Origin of the sequence: Ensifer adhaerens, assembly GCF_000697965.2 — a bacterium.
GTDB classification, from domain to species: Bacteria; Pseudomonadota; Alphaproteobacteria; order Rhizobiales; family Rhizobiaceae; genus Ensifer; species Ensifer adhaerens.
The window spans coordinates 1,605,415-1,629,439 of sequence record NZ_CP015880.1 but is presented as its reverse complement, the minus strand read 5'-3'; the positions used below and the strand labels follow the sequence as shown (position 1 = coordinate 1,629,439).

At 63.2% G+C, this 24,025-nt stretch carries 20 protein-coding genes; 14 read left to right on the top strand and 6 right to left on the bottom strand.

Features of this window, described 5'->3' with window-relative positions; all coding sequences use genetic code 11:
* The first annotated feature begins 94 nt into the window (after positions 1 to 94).
* Positions 95 to 2,713 carry a cell cycle histidine kinase CckA gene (gene cckA, locus FA04_RS07800; RefSeq protein WP_034794583.1) on the top strand — a complete coding sequence of 873 codons (2,619 nt, stop codon included), beginning with the start codon at positions 95 to 97 and terminating at the stop codon, positions 2,711 to 2,713.
* 61 nt (positions 2,714 to 2,774) lie between these two features.
* Here the strand turns inward: cckA and FA04_RS07795 are convergent, their stop codons facing one another.
* The 3 genes from FA04_RS07795 to FA04_RS07785 all read right to left on the bottom strand — a co-directional run bounded on the left by FA04_RS07795 (position 2,775) and on the right by FA04_RS07785 (position 5,037).
* On the bottom strand, positions 2,775 to 3,053 hold the full coding sequence (locus FA04_RS07795; protein ID WP_051659310.1) for a hypothetical protein: 279 nt from the start codon (positions 3,051 to 3,053) through the stop codon (positions 2,775 to 2,777).
* Between the two features lie 75 nt (positions 3,054 to 3,128).
* The gene (locus FA04_RS07790; RefSeq protein WP_034794581.1) at positions 3,129 to 4,058 is read right to left on the bottom strand and encodes a pseudouridine-5'-phosphate glycosidase; all 930 of its coding nucleotides are present in this window, start codon (positions 4,056 to 4,058) and stop codon (positions 3,129 to 3,131) included.
* Between the two features lie 31 nt (positions 4,059 to 4,089).
* The gene (locus tag FA04_RS07785; protein ID WP_034794577.1) at positions 4,090 to 5,037 is read right to left on the bottom strand and encodes a carbohydrate kinase family protein; all 948 of its coding nucleotides are present in this window, start codon (positions 5,035 to 5,037) and stop codon (positions 4,090 to 4,092) included.
* 319 nt (positions 5,038 to 5,356) lie between these two features.
* On the opposite strand from FA04_RS07785, the gene recA reads away from it, so the two are divergent.
* From recA to FA04_RS07765, 4 genes are all read left to right on the top strand, one after another.
* Positions 5,357 to 6,445 (top strand): recombinase RecA, encoded by a 1,089-nt coding sequence (gene recA / locus FA04_RS07780; RefSeq protein WP_034794574.1) that lies wholly within the window; start codon positions 5,357 to 5,359, stop codon positions 6,443 to 6,445.
* Between the two features lie 231 nt (positions 6,446 to 6,676).
* Positions 6,677 to 9,340, top strand: a complete 2,664-nt coding sequence (gene alaS, locus FA04_RS07775; RefSeq protein ID WP_034794561.1) for an alanine--tRNA ligase — start codon at positions 6,677 to 6,679, stop codon at positions 9,338 to 9,340.
* A 372-nt stretch (positions 9,341 to 9,712) separates the two neighbouring features.
* Positions 9,713 to 10,564: an AraC family transcriptional regulator gene (locus tag FA04_RS07770; RefSeq protein WP_034794558.1), complete on the top strand. Its 852-nt coding sequence runs from the start codon at positions 9,713 to 9,715 to the stop codon at positions 10,562 to 10,564.
* Positions 10,565 to 10,773: 209 nt separating this feature from the next.
* Positions 10,774 to 11,769 carry a carbon-nitrogen hydrolase family protein gene (locus tag FA04_RS07765; protein WP_034794555.1) on the top strand — a complete coding sequence of 332 codons (996 nt, stop codon included), beginning with the start codon at positions 10,774 to 10,776 and terminating at the stop codon, positions 11,767 to 11,769.
* A gap of 151 nt (positions 11,770 to 11,920) precedes the next feature.
* Here FA04_RS07765 and FA04_RS07760 read toward each other — a convergent pair whose 3' ends face one another.
* Positions 11,921 to 13,135, bottom strand: a complete 1,215-nt coding sequence (locus tag FA04_RS07760; RefSeq protein WP_034794552.1) for an NADP-dependent isocitrate dehydrogenase — start codon at positions 13,133 to 13,135, stop codon at positions 11,921 to 11,923.
* A gap of 278 nt (positions 13,136 to 13,413) precedes the next feature.
* Between FA04_RS07760 and FA04_RS07755 the strand changes: the two genes are divergently transcribed.
* The 3 genes from FA04_RS07755 (at position 13,414) to murI (ending at position 17,117) form a co-directional block, all read left to right on the top strand.
* Positions 13,414 to 15,390 (top strand): FUSC family protein, encoded by a 1,977-nt coding sequence (locus FA04_RS07755; RefSeq protein WP_034794651.1) that lies wholly within the window; start codon positions 13,414 to 13,416, stop codon positions 15,388 to 15,390.
* Positions 15,391 to 15,454: 64 nt separating this feature from the next.
* The gene (locus tag FA04_RS07750; protein WP_034794549.1) at positions 15,455 to 16,285 is read left to right on the top strand and encodes an RNA methyltransferase; all 831 of its coding nucleotides are present in this window, start codon (positions 15,455 to 15,457) and stop codon (positions 16,283 to 16,285) included.
* Positions 16,272 to 17,117 carry a glutamate racemase gene (gene murI, locus FA04_RS07745; RefSeq protein ID WP_034794546.1) on the top strand — a complete coding sequence of 282 codons (846 nt, stop codon included), beginning with the start codon at positions 16,272 to 16,274 and terminating at the stop codon, positions 17,115 to 17,117. The genes FA04_RS07750 and murI overlap by 14 nt, the downstream gene beginning before the upstream one ends.
* A gap of 37 nt (positions 17,118 to 17,154) precedes the next feature.
* Here the strand turns inward: murI and FA04_RS07740 are convergent, their stop codons facing one another.
* A complete protein-coding gene (locus FA04_RS07740) occupies positions 17,155 to 17,340 on the bottom strand; it encodes a hypothetical protein (protein WP_034794543.1) in 186 nt (61 codons plus the stop codon).
* A 304-nt stretch (positions 17,341 to 17,644) separates the two neighbouring features.
* Here FA04_RS07740 and FA04_RS07730 point away from each other — a divergent pair, with 304 nt between their 5' ends.
* Positions 17,645 to 19,162 (top strand): helicase HerA domain-containing protein, encoded by a 1,518-nt coding sequence (locus FA04_RS07730; protein WP_034794538.1) that lies wholly within the window; start codon positions 17,645 to 17,647, stop codon positions 19,160 to 19,162.
* Between the two features lie 77 nt (positions 19,163 to 19,239).
* On the opposite strand, the gene FA04_RS07725 is transcribed toward FA04_RS07730, so the two are convergent.
* Positions 19,240 to 19,575 (bottom strand): cupin domain-containing protein, encoded by a 336-nt coding sequence (locus FA04_RS07725; protein ID WP_034794649.1) that lies wholly within the window; start codon positions 19,573 to 19,575, stop codon positions 19,240 to 19,242.
* A gap of 117 nt (positions 19,576 to 19,692) precedes the next feature.
* Here FA04_RS07725 and FA04_RS07720 point away from each other — a divergent pair, with 117 nt between their 5' ends.
* The 5 genes from FA04_RS07720 (at position 19,693) to FA04_RS07700 (ending at position 23,998) form a co-directional block, all read left to right on the top strand.
* Positions 19,693 to 20,220: a MarR family winged helix-turn-helix transcriptional regulator gene (locus FA04_RS07720; protein WP_034794535.1), complete on the top strand. Its 528-nt coding sequence runs from the start codon at positions 19,693 to 19,695 to the stop codon at positions 20,218 to 20,220.
* Positions 20,221 to 20,447: 227 nt separating this feature from the next.
* Complete coding sequence (gene rpsD, locus FA04_RS07715) at positions 20,448 to 21,065, top strand: 30S ribosomal protein S4 (RefSeq protein ID WP_034794529.1); 618 nt, start codon at positions 20,448 to 20,450, stop codon at positions 21,063 to 21,065.
* 153 nt (positions 21,066 to 21,218) lie between these two features.
* The gene (locus FA04_RS07710; protein WP_034794526.1) at positions 21,219 to 22,166 is read left to right on the top strand and encodes a glutaminase; all 948 of its coding nucleotides are present in this window, start codon (positions 21,219 to 21,221) and stop codon (positions 22,164 to 22,166) included.
* A gap of 129 nt (positions 22,167 to 22,295) precedes the next feature.
* Positions 22,296 to 23,177 carry a tRNA 2-thiocytidine(32) synthetase TtcA gene (gene ttcA, locus FA04_RS07705; RefSeq protein WP_034794511.1) on the top strand — a complete coding sequence of 294 codons (882 nt, stop codon included), beginning with the start codon at positions 22,296 to 22,298 and terminating at the stop codon, positions 23,175 to 23,177.
* Positions 23,174 to 23,998, top strand: coding sequence for an inositol monophosphatase family protein (locus tag FA04_RS07700; protein ID WP_034794509.1), 825 nt, complete (start codon positions 23,174 to 23,176; stop codon positions 23,996 to 23,998). Before ttcA ends, FA04_RS07700 begins: the two co-directional genes overlap by 4 nt.
* Positions 23,999 to 24,025 lie beyond the last annotated feature (27 nt).

The window sequence follows — 24,025 nt, the reverse complement described above, 5'->3', positions numbered from 1 at the left end:
CGGCTATGGCCGATTTTGCCCGGCGGTTTGAGCGGATGCCGGCCGGAAGGGCTGGGCCGCGCCGCGCGCGGCGCCGGCCGCGTAAGAGGACCCGATGACGAAATTGCGGCAGTCAGGCGACTACCAGATGCCGGTTGTTGACCGTGGCGTCAGGCCCGGAACCGTGCTGCGGATCGTGCTGCTCGCGATCGTCCTCACCGTCTCGGCCATCGCCTTCGTGATCTTCCGGAACCAGATGGAAAATGAGATCGTGCTCGGCATCCTCGGCGTTCTCGCCATGGTCGGCATCTTCTTTCTCGTGTCCTCGGTCATCGGCTTCATCGAGGTGATGCCGCAATCGCGCCCGGACGAACTGGCGCGTGCCTTTCTCGATGCGCATGAGGACGGCACGATCGTCACGGACCGGAAGGGCCGGATCATCTACGCCAACGCCGCCTATGGCGCGCTCACGGGCGCGAGGAACGCTGCCGGCATCCAATCGCTCGAAACGATCCTGTCGCGCAATCGCGAGGCGACGGAAGCAATCTACCGGCTGACCAACGGCCTGCACGAGGGCAAGCAGGGGCATGAGGAATTCCGCCTGCTGAAGCCGCTTGCGACCGGTGCGGCCACCGGCTCCGGCGCCCATTGGTTCCGGCTGAAGGCACGCGTGCTGCCGCTCGAAGACAGCGAGCGCAATCCGCTCTATCTCTGGCAGATCGCCGACATCACTGCCGAACGCGATGACCAGGAGCGCTTCTTCAAGGAATTGCAGAACGCGATTGATTATCTTGATCACGCACCCGCCGGCTTCTTCTCCGCCGGCCGCAAGGGCGAGATCTTCTATATCAACGCCACGCTTGCCGACTGGCTCGGCATCGATCTCACCAAGTTCCAGCCGGGCTCGATAAGTATCGGCGATCTGGTGGCCGGCGAGGGGCTGACGCTCGTCCAGGCGGTGCAGGCCGAACCGGGTCTGAAGAAGACCAAGATGCTCGACCTCGACCTGCGCAAGTTGAACGGCCAGAGCCTGCCGGTGCGCATGATCCACCGTGTCTCCTCGACCCGTGACGGCGCGCCCGGCGAAAGCCGCACCATCGTCATGTCGCGCGAGGGCGGCGAGGACAGCGACCAGTCGGCGTCGAGCGCAGCGATGCGCTTTACCCGCTTCTTCAACAATACGCCGATGGCGATCGCCTCGGTCGACGGCAATGGCCGGATCCTGCGCACCAACGCGCCGTTCCTGAAGCTGTTTTCCAGTCTCGTCTCGCAGGACGACGTCGAGCGCGGCGCGCTGATCGATGCCGTGGTGCACGAAACCGAGAAGCTTCGCCTGCACGACGCGCTGGCGGCCGCCAAGGACCGGCAGGGCGACATCGCGCCGATCGACGCGCTGCACCCGACCGATGGCGAGCGCCATTTCCGCTTCTACGTCAATGCCGTGATCGACCAGACCGATCAGGCGCCGGAGGAAGCGGCGATCATCTATGCGCTGGAGATTACCGAGCAGAAAGCGCTCGAAAACCAGATGGCGCAGACGCAGAAGATGAACGCCGTGGGCACGCTTGCCGGCGGCATCGCGCACGACTTCAACAACGTGCTGACGGCGATCCTGCTGTCCTCCGACCACCTGCTTCTGTCTGCCCGGCCGGCCGATCCGAGCTTCGCCGACCTGATGGAGATCAAGCGCAACGCCAACCGTGCCGCTGTTCTCGTGCGGCAGCTGCTTGCTTTCTCGCGCAAGCAGACGATGCGGCCGACGGTGCTCAACATGACCGACGTGATCGGCGACCTGCGCATGCTGGTCGACCGCATGACCGGAACGAACGTCAAGGTCGAGGTCGACTATGGTCGCGATCTCTGGCCGGTCCGGACCGATCTCGGCCAGTTCGAACAGGTGCTTTTGAACCTCGCGGTCAACGCCCGCGACGCCATGCCCCAAGGCGGCATCATTACACTTCGCACCCGCAATCTGCCGGCGGCGGAGGTTTCGGCCTTCGGACGCCGTGAGCTGCCGGAGGAAGACTTCGTGATGGTGGAAGTTTCCGACCAGGGAACAGGTATTGCGCCCGAAATCCTCGACAAAATCTTCGAGCCGTTTTTCACGACCAAGGAAGTGGGCAAGGGCACCGGTCTCGGCCTGTCGATGGTCTATGGCATCGTCAAGCAGTCGGGCGGCTACATCTATCCGGAATCGGAAGTGGGCAAGGGCACGACCTTCCGCATCCTCTTGCCGCGCCATATCGAGGTGCCGGTTGCGCCCGAGGAGCCCGCGCAGGCAGGCACCGGAACCGTTGCTGCGCCGGTGGTGCAGACGATAGCGGCTCCCGTGGTCAAGACCGAGGAGCCGACCGATCTCACCGGAGATTCGGCAGTCGTGCTGCTCGTCGAGGACGAGGAGGCTGTTCGCCGCGGCGGCAAGCGCATGCTGGAAACGCGCGGCTACACCGTCTACGAAGCGGGCTCCGGCGTCGAGGCGCTCGACATCATGGACGAGCTCAACGGCGCCGTCGATATCGTCGTATCCGACGTGGTGATGCCGGAAATGGACGGACCGACGCTCCTGACCGAACTGCGCAAGAAGTACCCGGACCTGAAGTTCATCTTCGTCTCGGGCTATGCCGAAGACGCCTTTGCCCGCAACCTGCCGGCGGATGCCAAGTTCGGCTTCCTGCCGAAACCGTTCTCGCTGAAGCAGCTGGCGGTATCCGTGCGCGAAATGCTCGATTCCTAGAGCCGTTGAACGCCAGAGGATATCGACCGGGGTCGGCGCTGGGTACGTTAGGCTTCCGCCCCTAGTCGTTCTGCTGCCTTGACCAAGGCCCATTGGCCGAGGCGCGCGTTGCCGACCAGCCGGGAGGAAGATCGGCTATCTCGTCAAGGTCGGTGTGGCGCTCGACGACCTCCGCCATCGCGACCACCAGCACTTTCGCCATGTCGATCGGTGCGCCATCTGTAAACGCCCATGAATGATCGTCTTCATGATGTGTTGCGACGAGAACCGGGTGCCCCGCGAGCACCGAGCGGCAGGTAACGCAGGCAACATCAGGTGCTTGATCAAACTTCCAACGCATCGTCAGCCTTCGCCAATGTAAAAAGCCCGGCGCTTGCGGGCCGGGCTTCTCTATTTCTCGCCGTTTCTTACCGGATTACTTCACGTTCAACGCGACGGCGATCTCGCCGGCAAGCCGGGCATTGTTCTCGACCAGCGCGATGTTGGTCTCGAGGCTGCGGCCCTCGGTCATTTCGAAGAGGTTGCTGAGCAGATAGGGCGTGACCGCCTTGCCGGTGATCTCGTCGTTCTCGGCATTGTCGAGCGCGCGGGCGATATAGATTTCCATCTCTTCGCGCGGGATCTCGGCAGCTTCCGGAACCGGATTGGCGACCAGCATGCCGCCTTCGACGCCGAGCAGCTCGCGCATGGTCTGGAAGTTGGCGATCGCGGCCGGGCTGTTCAGCATCAGCGGGCTCTTGAGGCCGCTGTCGCGTGACCAGAAGGCCGGGAAGATTTCGCTGTCATAGGTGACGACCGGAACGCCGCGGGTCTCGAGCACTTCGAGCGTCTTCGGAATGTCGAGGATCGCCTTCGCGCCGGCGCAGACGACGATGACACCGGTGCGGGCGAGTTCATCGAGGTCGGCGGAGATGTCAAAGGAGAGCTCCGCGCCACGGTGCACGCCGCCGATGCCGCCGGTCGCAAAGACGCGGATGCCGGCGCGGGCAGCAGCGATCATCGTCGCGGCGACGGTGGTCGCGCCGGTGCGGCGCTCGGCGATCGCGAAGGCGAGATCGGCGCGCGAGACCTTCATCGCGCCCTGGGTCTTGGCCAGTTCTTCGAGCTTGGCATCGTCAAGGCCGATATGCAGTACGCCATGAATGACGGCGATGGTCGCCGGCACGGCACCCTGTTCGCGGATGATCGCTTCAACGCTGCGGGCCATGTTCAGGTTGCCCGGGTAGGGCATGCCATGGGTGATGATGGTCGATTCCAGCGCCACGATCGGCGCGCCACGCGCCTTGGCGGCTGCGACCTCGTCGGAATATTCCATCGGCAGGAAGGGGGAAGCGGGTTTGGTCATGGTCTTTCCTTGGGAGTTCTGCTGGCAAATGTCATGACAGCATTTGGGGCGCGGGCACAAGGGCCAGCGCCTGTTCGAGATTGGCCGCGGACATCTCTTCGGATGCGGCCAAGGGAGAACGCAACGTCAAACCGGCGGCTGCGATGCCGTGCCGCAGGCAATCGGCGATATCGCGGCCGGCAAGGCGGGCGGAAAGGAAGCCGGAGGCGAGCGCGTCGCCAGCGCCGGTGACGTCGGCAAGGGCGGGCAGGGCCGGCGGCACGACGACACAGGCGCTGTCGCCCTCGAAGGCAACGACCGTACGGCCGCCCCGGGTCACGACGCCTCCGTTGATGCCCAGACCGCGCAACAGGGCCGGCCATTCTTCCGCCTCGGCCGCCTCCTTGCCGGCCAGCGCCCGCGCCTCGGATTCGTTCATGAACAGGAACGAGAGATGCGAGAGGCACGGCCGATAGCGGATGACCTTGGCCGGCGAAACAGCGATGCCGGCGACGAGGCGGCCGTTGCCGGCAGCCGACTGGGCAAGTGCGGCGATCGTTTCTTCCGGCAGGTTGGCATCGGTCAGCACCAGCTTGCTCGCGGCGATGACCTCGCGGAGCGCCCGCCGCTGCAACTGCCGTGGCGAGAACAGCCGGTAGAGCTCCATGTCGGCAAGCGCAATCACCAGATTGCCGTCGTTTTCGAGGATCGCCGTATAGCTCGGCGTCTGGCGATCAAGAAAGGTGAGGGGACTGTCGATGACGCCAGCGGCGGCCGCGGCTGCGGTCACCATCTCGCCGGCCGCATCACCGCCGCGGGTGCTGATCATGCGCACGCTGTGGCCAAGCCGCGCCAGGTTGCGCGCGGCATTGAAACCACCGCCGCCCGCTTCTTCGAACCAGCTTCCCGGATTGCTCGATCCGGGCGCTGTCGTTCCCGATATACGGCCGCGCCTGTCGATATGCGCGCCACCGAAAACGGCGATGTCAGCTTGCGTCATGAATGTTCCTCTGCTTGGCCTATCGGCCGAATATCTGTTGGCATCCTGCAATGCCGCGTCGCAAAGCGCCACGCGCCCGACCTGCTCAAAGTCTCATGCGCAGGCGAATCGGCCGAGCCTTGCCGGGCAGGTTCGAAGGGCTGGCGCCAACATTCGAAAACTCTGGTTTCGTTCCGTGAACAAGAATCGAACGTATCGTGAAAAGCTATTGTTTTTCAATGCGTTGTCGCGCTCTTGCAAATACGGAACAAAACATGTACAAAAACTCCTGCGGCGGCTTCATTGCCTCGGTAGCTTCAATAACCTAAAGGTGGACCAAATGGCACAAAACTCTTTGCGGCTCGTAGAGGACAAATCGGTGGATAAAAGCAAGGCACTTGAAGCGGCACTTTCCCAGATCGAACGTTCGTTCGGTAAGGGATCGATCATGAAGCTCGGTGGGAAGGACAGCATCATTGAGATCGAGACGGTTTCGACCGGCTCTCTCAGCCTCGACATCGCGCTCGGCATTGGCGGCCTGCCGAAGGGCCGCATCGTTGAAATTTACGGCCCGGAAAGCTCGGGTAAGACGACGCTGGCGCTGCAGACCGTCGCCGAAGCACAGAAGAAGGGCGGCATCTGCGCCTTCGTCGATGCTGAACACGCGCTTGACCCGGTTTATGCCCGCAAGCTCGGCGTCGATCTCGAAAACCTCTTGATCTCGCAGCCCGACACCGGCGAGCAGGCTCTGGAAATCACCGACACACTGGTGCGCTCCGGCGCGATCGACGTTCTCGTCGTCGACTCGGTTGCCGCACTTGTGCCGCGCGCCGAAATCGAAGGCGAAATGGGCGACAGCCTGCCGGGCATGCAGGCCCGCCTGATGAGCCAGGCGCTGCGCAAGCTGACGGCGTCGATCTCCAAGTCGAACTGCATGGTCATCTTCATCAACCAGATCCGCATGAAGATCGGCGTCATGTTCGGTTCGCCGGAAACCACCACCGGCGGCAACGCGCTGAAGTTCTACGCCTCGGTTCGCCTCGACATCCGCCGCATCGGCTCGGTCAAGGAGCGCGAAGAGGTCGTCGGCAACCAGACCCGCGTCAAGGTCGTCAAGAACAAGATGGCGCCTCCCTTCAAGCAGGTCGAATTCGACATCATGTATGGCGAGGGCGTATCGAAGACCGGCGAACTGGTCGACCTCGGCGTCAAGGCCGGCATCGTCGAAAAGTCTGGCGCCTGGTTCTCCTACAACAGCCAGCGTCTCGGCCAGGGCCGCGAGAACGCCAAGACGTTCCTGCGCGACAATCCGGATCTCGCGCGCGAAATCGAGACGGCGCTGCGCCAGAACGCCGGCCTGATCGCTGATCGGTTCCTCGAGAATGGCGGTCCGGAAGCGGACGACGGTGACGAGCCGCCGGAAACATAAGCCGCTCGGTCCACTGAGGTTACCAGAAAACCGGTCGTCCCGTGGGCGGCCGGTTTTTTGCTGGCGTCTGGACAGTCGGATATGTGAGCGATAAAAGCCTTTGGTTCCGGCGACCCAGCGCGTTGGAGGGTGCGGTCACCACGGGTGGCCGCAGGGTTTAGGGACAATGGCTTAGTGGCGCGGCATGGGCCGGACGCGGGCCGGAATCGGTGCTTAAGAATAGGACGCAAGATGAGCGGCGTGAATGAAATCCGGTCGACCTTTCTCGACTATTTCCGCAGGAACGGTCACGAGGTCGTGTCGTCGAGCCCGTTGGTGCCGCGCAACGACCCGACATTGATGTTCACCAATGCCGGCATGGTGCAGTTCAAGAACGTCTTCACCGGCCTGGAGCAGCGTCCCTATTCGACGGCCGTTACGGCGCAGAAGTGCGTTCGCGCCGGCGGCAAGCACAACGACCTCGACAATGTCGGCTACACCGCGCGTCACCACACCTTCTTCGAAATGCTCGGCAACTTCTCCTTCGGCGATTACTTCAAGGAGAACGCGATCGAGCTCGCCTGGAACCTGATCACCAAGGAGTATGGCCTCGACGCCAAGCGCCTGCTGGTCACGGTTTACCACACCGACGACGAGGCCTTCGATCTCTGGAAGAAGATCGCCGGTTTCTCCGACGACCGCATCATCCGCATCCCGACCAGTGACAACTTCTGGGCCATGGGAGATACCGGCCCCTGCGGCCCGTGCTCGGAAATCTTCTACGACCACGGCGACCATATCTGGGGCGGACCTCCGGGCTCGGCCGACGAAGACGGCGACCGCTTCATCGAGATCTGGAACCTCGTCTTCATGCAGTACGAGCAGATCACCAAGGAAGAGCGGGTCAACCTGCCGCGTCCGTCGATCGATACCGGCATGGGCCTCGAGCGTCTCGCAGCCGTCCTCCAGGGCGAACACGACAACTACGACATCGACCTCTTCCGCGCGCTGATCGCGGCTTCGGAAGAAGCGACCGGCGTCAAGGCTGAGGGCGACCGTCGCGCCAGCCATCGCGTCATTGCCGACCACCTGCGTTCGTCCGCCTTCCTGATCGCCGACGGCGTGCTGCCGTCGAACGAAGGCCGCGGCTACGTGCTTCGCCGCATCATGCGTCGTGCGATGCGTCACGCCCAGCTGCTCGGCGCCCAGGATCCGTTGATGTGGAAGCTCTTGCCGGCACTCGTCGGCCAGATGGGCCGCGCCTATCCGGAACTGGTGCGCGCCGAAGCGCTGATCTCCGAGACGCTGAAGCTTGAGGAAACCCGTTTCCGCAAGACGCTGGAGCGCGGTCTCAATCTGCTGTCCGACGCATCTGCCGATCTGTCTGAAGGCGACCAGTTCAACGGTGAAACCGCCTTCAAGCTCTACGACACCTACGGCTTCCCGCTCGACCTGACCCAGGACGCGCTGCGCGCCAAGGGCATCACCGTCGATACCGACGCCTTCTCGGTTGCCATGGAGCGCCAGAAGGCCGAAGCCCGCGCCAACTGGGCCGGTTCCGGTGAAGCTGCGACCGAAACCATCTGGTTCGAGCTCAAGGAAAAGCACGGCGCGACCGATTTCCTCGGCTATGACACCGAGACCGCCGAGGGCGTGATCCAGGCGATCGTGCGCGATGGCGCTGTCGTAGCAACCGCCGCCAAGGGCGACACCGTCCAGGTGGTGCTCAACCAGACGCCGTTCTACGGCGAATCGGGCGGCCAGATGGGCGATACCGGCACGATCACGACGGAAAGCGGCAAGCTCACCGTCACCGACACGCAGAAGCGCGGCGAGGGGCTCTTCGTCCACTTCGCGACCGTGGCCGAAGGCACGGTCAAGACCGGCGACGCCGCCCAGCTCGACGTCGATCACGCCCGCCGCTCGCGCCTGCGCGCCAACCATTCGGCAACGCACCTCCTGCATGAGGCGCTTCGCGAAGTGCTCGGCACCCACGTGGCCCAGAAGGGCTCTCTGGTAGCGCCGGAACGCCTGCGCTTCGACGTTTCTCATCCGAAGCCGATGACGGCCGAGGAGCTGAAGGTCGTTGAAGAGATGGCCAACGAGATCATCGTCCAGAACACGCCGGTGACCACGCGTCTGATGAGCGTCGATGATGCGATTGCCGAAGGTGCGATGGCGCTCTTCGGCGAGAAGTACGGCGACGAGGTTCGCGTCGTCTCGATGGGCCGCGGCATCCACGGCTCCAAGGCCAACCGCGCTTACTCCGTCGAACTCTGCGGCGGCACGCACGTGTCTGCCACCGGTGACATCGGCCTGGTGCGCGTCGTCTCGGAAAGCGCCGTCGGCGCCGGCGTTCGTCGCCTCGAGGCGCTGACCGGTGAAGCGGCACGCGCTTATCTGAACGAGCAGGACGAGCGCGTGAAGACGCTCGCCAACACGCTGAAGGTTCAGCCGGGCGACGTGCTCGGCCGCGTCGAGGCGCTGCTCGACGAGCGCCGCAAGCTGGAACGCGAGCTGACTGAGGCCAAGAAGAAGCTGGCACTCGGTGGTGGCGGCGAAGCGGGTTCGGCCGATGCCGCCCGCGAAATCGCCGGCGTTCGCTTCCTCGGCAAGGTCGTTTCGGGCGTCGAGCCCAAGGATCTGAAGAGCCTGGCCGATGACGGCAAGAAGAGCCTCGGCTCCGGCGTCGTTGCCTTCGTCGGCGTTTCCGGCGATGGCAAGGCAAGCGCGGTCGTTGCCGTGACCGACGACTTGACCTCGAAGCTCAGCGCCGTTGACCTCGTTCGCGTCGCATCCGCCGCTCTCGGCGGAAAGGGCGGCGGCGGCCGTCCCGACATGGCCCAGGCCGGCGGTCCGGATGGCGACAAGGCGGCCGAAGCGATCGAAGCGGTGGCCGTCGCACTCGCCGGCTGATTGGTACCCGCAGCGGTGGCCGTCGCACTCGCCGGCTGATTGGTACCCGCAGCAGAATAGGAAAAGGGGCGTCCGTTGCGGCGCCCTTTTTGTTTGCATCGGGCAGGGCTTGTGTAGCTTCACGCTCGCGGTCCCGCGAGCCCCCTCCGGTCGTGCGTGTCATACCCCGCCGGATCACCAGCCCACACGAACAGAGCCTCGGCGCCTCGGACGGTCAAACCGAAACGTGATTGCTGGCCAAGGCACCGTTCTGGGGTCCTGTATCGCGGAAGGCTCGTACAAATCTCAGTCGAAGCACGCCCGCAACTCCGCAGGATTTGTCAAATTGAGCTATGGTCTACCCATCCGTGAGCAAAGCGCGAAAGGTTGGACATGGAAGAGCGGGTAGCGTGGGCGACCTATGAACGGCGTCTGCACCGGGTCAGCGACTATATCTACGGTCATCTCGACGGCGATCTCGACCTTGATCGCCTTTCCGAGATTGCCTGTCTGTCGCCGCACCATTGGCACCGGATCTACCGGGCCGTTCACCGCGAGACGCTGGCAGGAACGGTGAAGCGGCTGCGGCTGCAGCGGGCAGCGGCCGATCTCGCCCAGACCGATCTTCCTGTCGAAACGATCGCGCAGCGCTCTGGCTATCCCAATCTGCAATCCTTCAACCGCACCTTCAAGGCCGCCTATGGGCTGCCGCCGGCGCGATACCGCAAGGAAGGGAGCCATGTCGCCTTTGAAACCGCTTCAACGGAAGGAATTCCAGACATGTATGAAGTCACCCTGAAGGACGTCGAAGCCTTCGACCTCGTCGGCGTCGCCCACACCGGCTCCTATATGGAGATCGGCAAGGCGTTCGAGACGCTCTATGGCACCCTCTTTTCACGGCAATTGTTCCGGCCGGACATGGAGATGATCGGCATCTACCTCGACGATCCGGAACTGGTGCCGGCGGAAAAACTGCGCTCCTTTGCCTGCGTCAGCGCGCGCGGACCGATGCCGGCGGAGGCGCCGTTGACCCCGCAGCATCTCGACGGCGGCCGCTATGCGGTGCTTCGCCACAAAGGCCCTTACGCGGATATGCCGAAGGCCTACCATTGGCTCTACGGCACATGGCTGCCGCAGTCCGGCCGCGATATCCGCGACAGCCTGATGTTCGAGAAATATCTCAACAATCCCCGCGAAGTTGCGCCGACCGAACTCTTGAGCGAGATCTATCTGCCTTTGAAGTGACAGACACCCGAGCACACACCCGCAATTGACGAATCAGTGTCCGAGCGGCACCTTTTGGTTCGGCGTGGCCTGCGCCGAACCTCCAAAGATCGTCCCCAGCACGATCCTTTCACGGAGGCAAAGGGGCTTCAGTCTCGGGTCGCAATCTCGGTCCCACCGTTTCGGGTCCGGTTGCTGGGGAACTTGCCCGAGACGCGAAAGGCCCTGTGATGACTGAAAACCGAAATTTCAAACGGCGTGTTCGCGCCCGTGCCGCCAAGACCGGCGAATCCTATACAACTGCACTCATGCATCTTCGCCAGGCTTCGGCGGAAGACTTGGTGGCGCAACCAAGATTGCTGCGCCTGGCCGTGGCGCAATCCGGCTATTTCGACGATCCCCGCGATGCGGCGGCACTTCACCATGCCGGCGAAGGGATCCGACACCTGATGCGGGAGGCGCATCGGGCCGGCGCGCGGGTGCTGCATTTCCCCGAGGGCGCGACGTGCTTTCCGAACAAGCGCATCATGTCGACGATCGGTCCGCGCGAAATAGGCCCGTCCGATTGGCGCCGTTTCGAGTGGACGGTTCTGCGCAAAGAGCTTGATGCCATACGGACGTTGGCGCGGGACCTCGGGCTATGGACGGTCCTTGGATCCGTTCACAAGCTCACCGAACCGCATCGCCCGCACAACAGCCTCTATGTGATCTCGGATAAGGGGGCGGTCGCGACACGCTACGATGAGCGCATGCTGTCGAACACCAAGGTCTCGTTCATGTACACGCCCGGAACGATCCCTTTGACGTTCGAGGTCGACGGCGTCCGCTTCGGCTGCGCGCTCGGCATCGAGTGCCACTTTCCCGAGATTTTCGGCGAATACGAACAGCTGAACGTCGATTGCGTGCTGTTTTCGACCTCCGGCGGCGCTCTGGCGAACGACATTGCCTTTGCCGCCGAGGTGCAGGGGCATGCTTCGATCAATCGCTATTGGGCGAGTTTTGCGGTTCTCGCGCAGCCCGGCCTGACGGCTCCTTCAGGGATTGTTTCGCCCGACGGGCAATGGGCGGTCCGATGCAGCGGGGATGGACCATCGATCGTCGTGGCGGATATCGGCAGGGACCCCGTCGATCCGGCCCGGCCATGGCGCCGGAGCGCGAGAGGCGGGATCTACGACCCACATATCGTCAGCGACGATCCGCGCAGCAGCAGCCGCGACATGTTCTAGCAGTCGCTGCCGGTAGCATGGCCGCGCTCGCCTTGAAGTCGTGCGAGTACCGGCTGCAGTCCGGCGCCGATCCGCGTTCCGGAATTTTGATCGGTCCAAAAAAGAAACCCGGCGCGAGGCCGGGTTTCGTTGTCTCTTCGACTGGAGCCTATCAGGCAGCCATGGCCTTCTGCAGGTTCTCGTCGATCTTGTCGAGGAAGCCGGTGGTCGAGAGCCACGGCTGATCGGGACCGATGAGGAGCGCCAGGTCCTTGGTCATGAAGCCGGCTTCGACGGTGTCGACGCAGACCTTCTCAAGCGTTTCGGAGAACTTTGCGAGTTCGGCGTTGCCGTCGAGCTTGGCGCGATGAGCGAGACCACGGGTCCAGGCAAAGATCGAGGCGATCGAGTTGGTCGAGGTTTCTTCGCCCTTCTGGTGCTGGCGGTAGTGGCGGGTAACCGTGCCGTGCGCGGCTTCGGCTTCGACCGTCTTGCCATCCGGCGTCATCAGAACCGAAGTCATCAGGCCGAGCGAGCCGAAGCCCTGGGCGACGATGTCCGACTGCACGTCGCCGTCGTAGTTCTTGCACGCCCAGACGTAGCCGCCGGACCACTTCAGGGCCGAAGCGACCATGTCGTCGATCAGGCGGTGTTCGTACCAGATCTTCAGTTCCTTGAACTTCTCGGCGAATTCGGCGTCGAACACCTGCTGGAAGATGTCCTTGAAGCGACCGTCATAGACCTTGAGGATGGTGTTCTTGGTCGACAGGTACACCGGAACCTTGCGCTGGATACCGTAGTTGAACGACGCGCGCGCGAATTCGGTGATCGAATCGTCCAGGTTGTACATACCCATGGCAACGCCGGCCGACGGTGCGTCGAAAACGTCGTATTCGATTTCCTTGCCGTCTTCACCGACGAACTTCATCGTCAGCTTGCCCTTGCCCGGGAACTTGAAGTCGGTGGCGCGGTACTGGTCGCCGAAGGCGTGACGGCCGACGATGATCGGCTTGGTCCAGCCCGGAACCAGGCGCGGAACGTTCTTGCAGATGATCGGCTCGCGGAAGATGACGCCGCCGAGGATGTTGCGGATCGTGCCGTTCGGCGACTTCCACATCTTCTTCAGCTTGAACTCCTCGACGCGGGCTTCATCCGGCGTGATCGTGGCGCACTTGACGCCGACGCCGTGCTTCTTGATCGCGTTGGCGGCGTCGATCGTTACCTGGTCTTCAGTAGCATCGCGGTTTTCGACGCTGAGGTCGTAATATTCCAGATCGACGTCGAGGTAGGGATGGATCAGCTTGTCCTTGATGAACTGCCAGATGATGCGGGTCATCTCATCGCCGTCGAGTTCGACGACCGGATTGGCGACCTTGATCTTTGCCATGAATATGCCTCGTAGCTTATGCGGGACAGCGGGAGCGATGTCCCTTCCTCTCTGAAAAATCCTGTGCCCTATAGCACTCAGAACCGACAAGGCAAAGCATGCTTGGCTGAAACTTTGGATGGAGGTGGAGACGGACCTCGGACGGCTCTTCGCCACCGCTTTTCGACGCCTGCTTTCGTCGCGCCGGCCTTGCAAAGATCGCATCTGCCGCTATGCAGGAAGAACCGGCGAAGGCGGCGCGCGTCCACAGGCGGCCGCGGGACAGGCAAAGGCTTCCGATGGCACTTCGTTCCCGTATGCGCGATTGGCTTCTTGCCAACGATCCGGCCTTTTCCCGCCTGCGGCAGGCCTCGCGCATCACCGCGACCATCGTCGTTTCCATCCTGCTGCTGATGGCGTTTCATTACCTCGTCGCACCGCTGCCGCCGGCCGCCTTCGGGCTTGCGGCGTCGCTGTCGATCGAAGGGGGACTGGCGGTGCGCGATCGCACCATTGCCGGCCAGCGGCTCACCCGCATCATCGCGGTCCTCGTCGGCGTTTCGATGGTCGGGCTTGCGTCGGTTCTCGAGAATCACCGCTACGTTTCCGACGTCGTCTTCCTGCTGATCATCTTTCTCGCGGTCTATGGCCGCTCCTTCGGCCCCCGAGGTTTTGCCGTCGGCATGTTCGCCTTCATGTCCTATTTCACCGGCGCCTATCTGAGGCCAACGCTCGACCAGTTGCCGGCCCTGTTCTTCGGGGCGGCAGTCTCGGCCACCGTCGCGCATCTCGTCCGCACGCGGCTGTTGCCGGATGATCGCTATCGCGACCTCCTGCGCGCCACCGCAAGCGTGCAGCGTCGCGTAGACCAGATGCTGCTGCAACTGGCGGAGATCGCCCGCAAGCCCGTTCTGTCACCGGCCGATCGTCGTCAGCTGCATGCGGCCGAAGAGCGGCTGAAGGAAGCGGTGCTGATGGCGGAAAGCTTCATTCCGACGGAAAACCGGCGGCCGGAACCGCAGCCCGGCCTTACGACCTCCGACCTCGTCATCAACCTCTTCGACCTGCATCTTGCGGCCGAAAGCGTGATGGTCGTCAGCTTCCAATCGATGCCGCCGCCGGCACTGGTGGAGGCGATGGTGGCGCGCGACGGCGAACGGATCGACGCGGAGATCGCGCGGCTCGGCGATGCCGCTCCGCGCCGCGAAGAAACGGTGAAGGCGCTGCTGTGGCTGCGCAACGTCCGGCAAAGGCTCGCCCGAAGCCTTGCAAAGCTGACGCCGGCCGATCTGGAAGAGCCGCCACTGCACTTGAGCGGCGTTGCCGCCCGCTGGAGGCCGTCGCTGAACGATCCCGCCTTGAAGGCGGCGATCCAGATCACGCTCGCTTCGGGTATCGCCATGGTGTTCGGGTTGATGCTGTCGCGGGAACGTTGGTTCTGGGCGGTGCTTGCGGCGTTTCTCGTCTTCACCAACACGCGCTCGCGCGGCGATACGGCGGTCAAGGCGCTGCAGCGCTCGGCCGGCACCCTGTTTGGCATTGTTGTCGGCATCATCGTCGGCACGCTGGTAGCCGGCAATATCTACCTGGTGCTGCCGCTCAGCGCACTTTGCGTCTTTCTCGCCTTCTATTTCCTCGCCGTCTCCTATGCGACGATGACCTTCTTCATCTCCGTCGTTCTGTCGCTGGTCTATAGCCTGATGGGCGTGCTGAGCCCGCATCTGCTGCAACTGCGCCTGGAGGAAACCATGATCGGCTCGATCGCCGGTGCGGCGGTCGCCTTCGTCGTGTTTCCGACGCGCACCCGCACGACGCTCGATGCCGCCGTCGCAACCTGGTGCGACGAACTCAAGGGCCTGCTGCAGGCGGCGCGGGACGGGGCATCGGGTCTGGTGCTCATTACCCGCTCGCAGGCGCTCGACCGCGCCTATCGTGACCTGGCCGCCGCCGCAAAGCCGCTCGGGCTTCCCTGGCAGTTGGTGACGCGTCCCGGTCATGTGCGCCAGGCGCTGGCGATCTTCATGGCCTGCACCTACTGGGCACGGGTTTTCGCGCGGCGTGTCGGCACGGATGCGGCGCTGGAAGGAACCGATTTCAAGGCGGACATCGACGCCAATCTCGCGCTCGTCCAGACGGTGCGCGACAAGGCCTCGGCCTATTTCTACCAGGTCGGCCGGATCGGTGCGCCGGTCGATCGCCACCTTCCGATTTCGAAGGACGATGCGGAGCTTGGTCTGGAAATGATCGGGGTGTCTCTCAACCGGCTTCATTTGTAGTGGACTTTAATTTCGCCCGCATTTGTGCAAGGGAAACGCCGAACGAAAGGCGAAGGCTAAGGAAATGGCAGGAACGAACAGCGAGCGCGAACTTCTGGCGGAAGGACCGGCGATCATTCTCGCCTATCCGCAGCTCGGCGAAAACATCGGTATGGTCGCCCGCGCGATGGCGAATTTCGGCCTGGCGGAGCTTCGGCTCGTCAATCCGCGCGACGGCTGGCCGAGCGAAAAGGCACGATCAGCCGCAAGCCGTGCCGACCACGTGATCGACGCTGCCAAGCTCTATGGTTCGGTCGAAGAGGCGATCGCCGATCTCAACTTCGTCTATGCCACGACCGCCCGCGACCGCGATGGCTACAAGCCGGTGCGTTCGCCGATCGTCGCGGCGCGCACGCTCCGCCAGCGCTTCCAGACCGGAGAGAAAACCGGCATCCTGTTCGGCCGCGAGCGCACGGGCCTCACCAACGAAGAGGTGGCTCTGGCCGACGAGATCGTGACCTTTCCGGTCAATCCCGCTTTCGCCTCGCTCAATCTCGCCCAGGCGGTGCTTCTGATGTCCTATGAATGGCTGAAGACCGGCATGGAGTCTGAGGACCAGACCTCGTTCCAGGCGATCTCGCAGCGGCCGGCGACCAAGGAACACCTGCAGGGTCTGTTCGAGCATGTCGAGGAAGCGCTTGAGGCGCGCAACTACTTCCGTTCCGCCGACAAAAAGCCGAAATTGGTCGAGAACCTGCGCGCGGTTCTGACCAGGCCGTCCTTTACCGAATCCGAAATCCAGGTGCTGCGCGGCGTCATTTCTTCGCTCGACCGGTTCACGCGGGAAAACCCGCGCGGCTCCGGCGCTCCGGGCGAACACAGCAGGAAAGCGCGAGACAAAGGTGACAGCGAGTGAACTGAAACCCATCCTCGTCTTCGACAGCGGCATCGGTGGCTTGACCGTGCTGCGAGAGGCGAGGGTGCTGATGCCCGAGCGGCATTTCATCTATGTCGCCGACGATGCCGGCTTTCCCTATGGCGGCTGGGAAGAGGCGGCGCTGAAAGAGCGCGTGATCGCGCTCTTCGGCCGGCTGCTTTCCGAGCATGATCCGGAAATTTGCGTGATCGCCTGCAACACCGCCTTCACGCTGGTCGGCGCCGATCTGCGCGCGGCCTTTCCTCAGATGACCTTTGTCGGCACGGTGCCCGCGATCAAGCCGGCGGCAGAGCGCACACGCTCCGGCCTCGTTTCGGTGCTGGCGACCCCGGGTACCGTCAAGCGGGCCTATACGCGCGATCTCATCCAGTCCTTCGCCAGCCAATGCCATGTGCGGCTCGTCGGCTCCGAAAACCTCGCCAAGATGGCGGAGGCCTATATCCGCGGCGAGAAACTGGACGACGAAACGGTACTAGCCGAGATCGCACCGTGTTTCGTCGAGATGGACGGCAGGAAGACCGATATCGTCGTGCTTGCCTGCACCCACTATCCCTTCATGGCGAACGTCTTCCGCAGGCTGGCACCCTGGCCGGTCGACTGGCTGGATCCGGCCGAAGCGATTGCCAGACGGGCGCGTTCGCTCGTGCCGCAACCGAACGGCTTCGAACCGCTCAACGGCCAGGACCCGGCGATCTTCACCTCCGGCAAACCGGATTTCGCCACGCGGCGGCTGATGCAGGGCTTTGGCCTGACGGTGGCACTTGATGCCATCGGGGAAAAGCGAGCAGGGCATGCCGAAGCGATCGGGTAGTGCCCCGTTCATGCGTTCCTATGGCCGGCACGGTGCTTTAAAAGAAGATCGCCAGCAACAGGCCGATCAGAACAGCTAGCACGCAGGCGGCGCGAAAGCGCATGCGGCTGGCGCGTTCGGCGTCGTCTTTCGAGGCGACCCGTTGCGTGTCCTTGTAAGCATCGCGCATACGGCGATCGAGATTGTTCAGTTCCATCTGCTGCGCTGTTTCGTGGTGCTGCATTCCTGCCCCGGCAAATCGCTTCGACCAAATCGCATATGGGCGTCCGTGCCTTCTCGCAAAAGTACGACATTCAACTTTATATTGTGACCGCCAGATTCTACATCCGGTTCTTTTCCGAGGAGACTTTCCTAAGCGTATTCCCTGTGGGTTATGTGCGCCGACGGCAGGATTTCCGGGAAATCCGTGCTAGGTGTCGCCCGATAGGCGGTCTCCGCGTGATCGCGAATCAATCAAGAGTATTCAGGCACAGTGCGCAACGGTATCGCATCCGGACCTGCGTAAGATTTAACATGACGAGGTGGAAATGAAGGTCGGCATCGACATGGGAGCGACGTCCGAAGGGACATCGGCCTCGCTCGATATCGAGGAGCTTCTGGCCACCCGTCTCTTGGTGCAGGGCAATTCCGGTTCGGGCAAGTCACATCTGTTGCGCCGGCTGCTGGAACAGTCCGCGCCCTGGGTGCAGCAGTGCATCATCGACCCTGAGGGTGATTTCGTCACGCTCGCCGACAAGTTCGGCCATGTCGTGGTCGAGGGTGAACGCACCGACGCCGAGCTGATCGGCATTGCCAACCGCATTCGCCAGCATCGTGTTTCCTGCGTGCTCTCGCTTGAAGGTCTCGATATCGAGCAGCAGATGCGCAATGCCGGCGTGTTCCTGAACGCCATGTTCGATGCGGATCGCGAGTTCTGGTATCCGGTGCTGGTCGTCGTCGACGAGGCGCAGATGTTTGCGCCGTCGGTTGCCGGCGACGTCACCGAAGAGGTGCGCAAGATTTCGCTCGGCGCCATGACCAACCTGATGTGCCGCGGCCGTAAACGCGGCCTTGCCGGAGTGATCGCCACGCAGCGCCTGGCAAAGCTCGCCAAGAACGTGGCGGCGGAAGCCTCGAACTTCTTGATGGGCCGTACCTTCCTCGACATCGACATGCTGCGCGCCGCCGATCTGCTCGGTATGGACCGGCGCACGGCGGAAATGTTCCGCGACCTCAAGCGCGGTTCCTTCGTCGCGCTTGGCCCGGCGCTGTCGCGCCGGCCGCTCAAGGTGACGATCGGCGCGGTCGAGACCTCGGCGCGCTCGACGAGCCCGAAGCTGATGCCGCTGCCCGAGGCGCCGCAGGACGTCGAGGATCTGATCTTCACGCCGGATCCGGAGGAGCTGACGCGGCCGATCATGCGCCGCGCCGTTGCGCCGCCGCGCCCGACGACCGACATCCTGGCCGAGCTCTCCCGCCCGCGGCCCGAGCCTGCCGCGCCGGTCGAGGCAAGGCAGGCGCAGCCGGAACTTTCCGCCGAGGAAAAAGAGAGCCTGCTCGACAGCGTCTTTGTCGAAATCCTCAGCAATCCGGAAGCGGCCTTCCGCCCCGATGCAGAACTGTTCCAGGATTTTCTGGTGCGATGCCGCATTCGCCGGCTGCCATCCGGTGCAGCCCTGTCGCTGAGCGCCTTCCGCCGCAAGATGGCCGTCGCGCGCTCCGGCATCGACGCGGAGACGGCGGCAACAGAAACCTGGGCGCAGGCCTTGCAGCTTGCCGATCGCGTTACCGAGGACTTGCAGGCCGTGTTCCTGATGATGGCGCAGGCGGCCGTCCGCGGCCTGCCGTGCCCTTCCGACGCGATGATCGCGCGCGCCTATGGCACGCACTCCGCAAGGCGGGCCCGCCGTCTGCTCGGCTACTTCGAGGAGCATGGGTTGATCGTCATCCATGCGGATTTTGCCGGAAAGCGCATCGTCGCGTTCCCGGACCTTGGCAGCGAGACCGCTCCAGGCGACGCCAACGGGCCGGATGTGACGGCTGCGGCTGCCGCTGCGGCGGAGTGAACCTGGACCTTTCGCGTAAAGGCATCAGCTATTCCGACCACGCTCAGACGGCGCTGGCGCGTTACGGTGTCGTGGCGTCAGACCCATTCCTGGATGACGTGATCGGACGCGTGGATGCAGGTCATCTGCAGGCGGCCGGTGCCGGTATTGACGAAGCGGTGCGGCGTCTCCGGATCGACGACGATGATATCGCCGGCCTTACCCATGATCTTCTGCTCTCCGACGGTGAACTCCGCTTCGCCCGAGTGCACGATCCATGTTTCCGGATAGGGATGAACGTGAAGGGCAGGCCCCTGGCCAGGCTCGGCATCCATCAGGAACAGCGAGATCGGCGTGCCGAATTGCCCACCTTCAAACAGGATCGTGCGGTTTGGGCTCTGCTTCTGTTCTGTAAGGGGAATGACATGAAACATGCTGGCCTCCATCGTCGTCCGGGTTGGCTTCCCAACGGGAATAAATTATCTTCACGAGAAGATATTATCCGAAACTATCTTCTCGTCAAGATATATTGACCGATGCCGAGGTGAACGATGCAGAATGAGAATGAGGGAAGGGACCATGTGGACCGTCTGCAAGCGCAGTGGGCTGCCGAACTGCCCGACCTGAATACCGAGCCTATGGCCATCCTCGGGCGCGCCTACCGGCTTTCCAATCTGGTGCGCCCCTCGATCGAGGAGACCTTTGCCTCTTTCGGCATCGACCGCGGCGAGTTCGACGTGATCTCGACGCTGCGGCGATCCGGCCCGCCTTACCGGCTGACGCCGACGGATCTCTATACGCTGCTGATGATTTCGTCCGGTGGACTGACGCACCGGCTCGACCGGCTGCAGAAGGCAGGATTGATCCAGCGGGAACGCTCGGCGTCCGACGGCCGCAGCAGCGTCGTCGGGCTGACGGAAAAGGGAATAGCCCTTGCGGAAACCGCCTTTCGCGCCGACATGGCGAGCGAGTCGCGCTACCTCGAGGTGCTGAGCAAGCAAGACCGCACGGCGCTGGCGGCGCTCCTCAGGAAACTGCTGATTTCGTTGGAGCAAGCGCCACCGAGTGATCCGGCCTGATCAACGGCTGTTTGTCACGATTTCGTTTGACAACAGGAGCCGGACCCACTAAAGCCGCCCCAACGCCGGGCAGAAATGTCCGGTGTTTCATTTGACATGTCCCGTGGCTTCTCCGTCTGCGTGATCGTGAGAAACCTGTCAGAGCCCCGAAAATGGGTTCAGAGGAGGGCGTGTTTCCTTGATCCGGTTTGGAAACAGGCCGGTGTAACTGTTTGAAAGGAAATGCGATGAGCAAGCGCGAATCGTCCAAGTACAAAATTGACCGCCGTATGGGCGAAAACATCTGGGGCCGTCCGAAGTCCCCGGTAAACCGCCGCGAATACGGCCCGGGCCAGCACGGCCAGCGCCGCAAGTCCAAGCTCTCGGACTTCGGTGTACAGCTGCGCGCCAAGCAGAAGCTCAAGGGCTACTACGGCGACATCCGCGAGAAGCAGTTCCGCGCGATCTTCGCCGAAGCTGACCGCCGCAAGGGTGACACCCCGGAAAACCTGATCGGCCTGCTCGAATCGCGCCTCGACGCGATCGTCTACCGCGCCAAGTTCGTTCCGACGGTCTTTGCTGCCCGTCAGTTCGTCAACCACGGCCACGTCAAGGTCAACGGCGTCCGCGTCAACATCGGTTCCTACCGTTGCAAGCCGGGCGACGTCATCGAAGTCAAGGAAAAGTCCAAGCAGCTCGTAACCGTTCTCGAATCGGTTTCGCTCGCTGAACGCGACGTTCCGGACTACATCGAAGCCGATCACAACAAGATGGTCGCGACCTTCGTCCGCGTACCGGTTCTCTCCGACGTGCCTTACGCCGTCGTCATGGAACCGCACCTGGTCGTCGAATTCTATTCGCGTTAATCCGAGGCTCTCGCCTTGTGACGTTTCGAAAGCCGCCCGGAAACGGGCGGCTTTTTTGTCAGTGCCGATCAGCATCCGCGCTACCGCGGACCCCAGCGAATAAGCGCCTTATCGTCGCCTCGATCCGAAAGCGATGACCAAGAGGGAAGCCCGATGCCCGAAGAGCAGAAGCCGCAGGATCTGCAGGCGATCATCGACGACATTCATCGGGAGCTGAGCCCCCGGTTCGGCCAGGGCAAGGTCGCCGACTACATTCCACAGCTCGCGCGCGTGGACGCCAAGCATTTCGGCATGGCGATCGTGACCACAGGCGGCCAGATCTATCGCGTCGGCGATGCCGAGGTGCCGTTCTCGATCCAGAGCGTCTCCAAGGTCTTCACGCTGACGCTGGCCCTCGGCAAGCACGGCGAGAACATCTGGCACCGTGTCGGCCGCGAGCCCTCAGGCTCCGCCTTCAACTCGATCGTCCAGCTCGAGCAAGAGGGCGGAAAGCCGCGCAACCCCTTCATCAATGCCGGCGCCATCACCATCAGCGACTTGATCCTTGCCGGCCATACGCCGCGGGAACTGATCGGCGAGATCGTACAGTTCGTCCGCTATCTCGCCGACGACGACCAGATCGTCATCGACCATGAGGTCGCGCGTTCGGAGACGGCCACCGGTTACCGGAACTTCGCGCTTGCCAATTTCATGCGCTCCTTCGGCAAGCTCGACCACCCCGTCGACCACGTGCTCGGCGTCTATTTCCATCACTGCGCGCTTTCCATGACCTGCAGCCAGCTTGCGAAAGCCGGGCTGTTTCTGGCCGCCGGCGGCAGCAATCCGCTGACCGGCCATAACGTCGTCTCGCGCCAGCGGGCGCGGCGCATCAACGCACTGATGCTGACCTGCGGCCACTATGACGGCTCGGGCGATTTTGCCTATCGCGTCGGCCTGCCGGGAAAGAGCGGCGTTGGCGGCGGCATTCTGGCGGTGGCGCCTGGCAAGGCGTCGGTTGCCGTCTGGTCGCCTGGCCTCAACGAAAACGGCAATTCGCTGCTCGGATCGCTGGCGCTCGAAATGCTCGCGGCGCGCACTGGCTGGTCGGTCTTCGGTCCCTGAACTCGTCCGACAAGGGCGATCTGCACTGTGCGGCCGATTTCCCTTGATCTTGACGGCTGGAGCGGGCAAGTGCTGGCCCAAGATTAGCCGGGCGCCGGTTGCGCCTGCCTGCCGCACAGGATCCCCGCCATGGACCTTTCGCTCAACGCGTCGCAAGACCAGGCCGAAACCATTTTTGAGACCGAAATCGACGCCGGCGCGCATCCGCTGTTCAGCCGCATGCCGTCCTCCGTCTCGTTTAATAAGCTGCGCAAGCGCCTTCTTCGCCAGACCCGCCAGGCGCTCGACGACTTCGGCATGCTGAAGGGCGCCAAGCGCTGGCTGATCGGCCTTTCCGGCGGCAAGGACAGCTACAGCCTGCTGGCGCTGCTCATGGATCTGCAATGGCGCGGGCTGCTGCCGGTGGAGCTCATTGCCTGCAACCTCGACCAGGGCCAGCCGAACTTCCCGAAGCACATCCTGCCGGAATACCTGGCATCGATCGGCGTCAAGCATCGCATCGAGTATCGCGACACCTACTCGATCGTGAAGGAAAAGGTGCCGACGGGGGCGACCTACTGTTCGCTCTGTTCGCGGCTGCGCCGCGGCAACCTCTATCGCATCGCCCGTGAAGAGGGCTGCGACGCGCTGGTGCTCGGCCACCACCGCGAGGACATTCTCGAAACCTTCTTCATGAACTTCTTCCACGGCGGCCGGCTGGCTTCGATGCCGGCAAAGCTCTTGAACGACGAGGGCGACCTGATGCTGCTTCGGCCACTCGCCTATGCGGCCGAGGACGATCTCGCCAAGTTCGCGGCGGCCATGGAGTTTCCGATCATCCCGTGCGACCTCTGCGGCTCGCAGGACGGCCTCGAGCGCAATGCGATGAAGGCGATGCTGGCCGATATCGAGCGACGCATGCCGGGCCGCAAGGACACGATGCTGCGGGCGCTTGGCCACGTGAACCCGTCGCACCTGCTCGATCCCAAGCTGTTCGATTTCCAGTCCCTCACACCGGAGCCCAAAGAATGAGCCATTCCGTCGACATTGCCGGCCTTGCCAATCTGCTGCAGGAAGCGGCGGTGAAAGAGATCCTGCCGCGGTTCCGCAATCTTGAAGCCGGCGACGTCAGGGTGAAATCGGAAGCGATCGACCTCGTGACCGAGGGCGACGAGGCGGCCGAACGGCTGATCAAGGCACGCATCGAAGACGTCGCGCCGGGCGCACTTTTCGTCGGCGAAGAATCGGTTGCGGCCGACCCGGCGCTGCTCGACAAGCTCGCCGATGCCGATCTCGCCGTCGTCGTCGACCCGATCGACGGCACCTTCAATTTCGCCGCCGGCGTGCCGCTCTTCGGCGTTATGGCAAGCGTCGTCGCCAAGGGCGAGACGGTTGCCGGCATCATCTACGATCCGCTCGGCAACGACTGGGTGATCGCCGAGAAGGGCTCCGGCGCCTGGATGTGCCGCGCCAATGGATCGCAGGAGCGCCTGTCGGTCACCGCAGGCGTGCCGCTCGAGGCCATGGTCGGCGGTGCCTCGACCGGTTTTTACAAGCAGGAAGCACGCCGCGAAGTCATGGCCAACATGGCCAAGGTTCGCATCGCCACCAGCTACCGCTGCGCCGCGCATGAATATCGCATGCTTGCCGGCGGTCACATCCACTTCCTGATGTACCAGAAGCTGATGCCGTGGGATCACCTGGCTGGCACGCTGATTTCGCAGGAAGCCGGCGCCTATGCCGCCCGCTTCGACGGCTCGCCCTATCTGCCGTCCCATCTCAATGGCGGCCTGCTGCTTGCCACCGACAAGGAGAGCTGGGAGACGCTGCGCCGCGAGGTCTTCACGGTCTAAGCCGTTCGAAGCAGCCCAAAATACAAA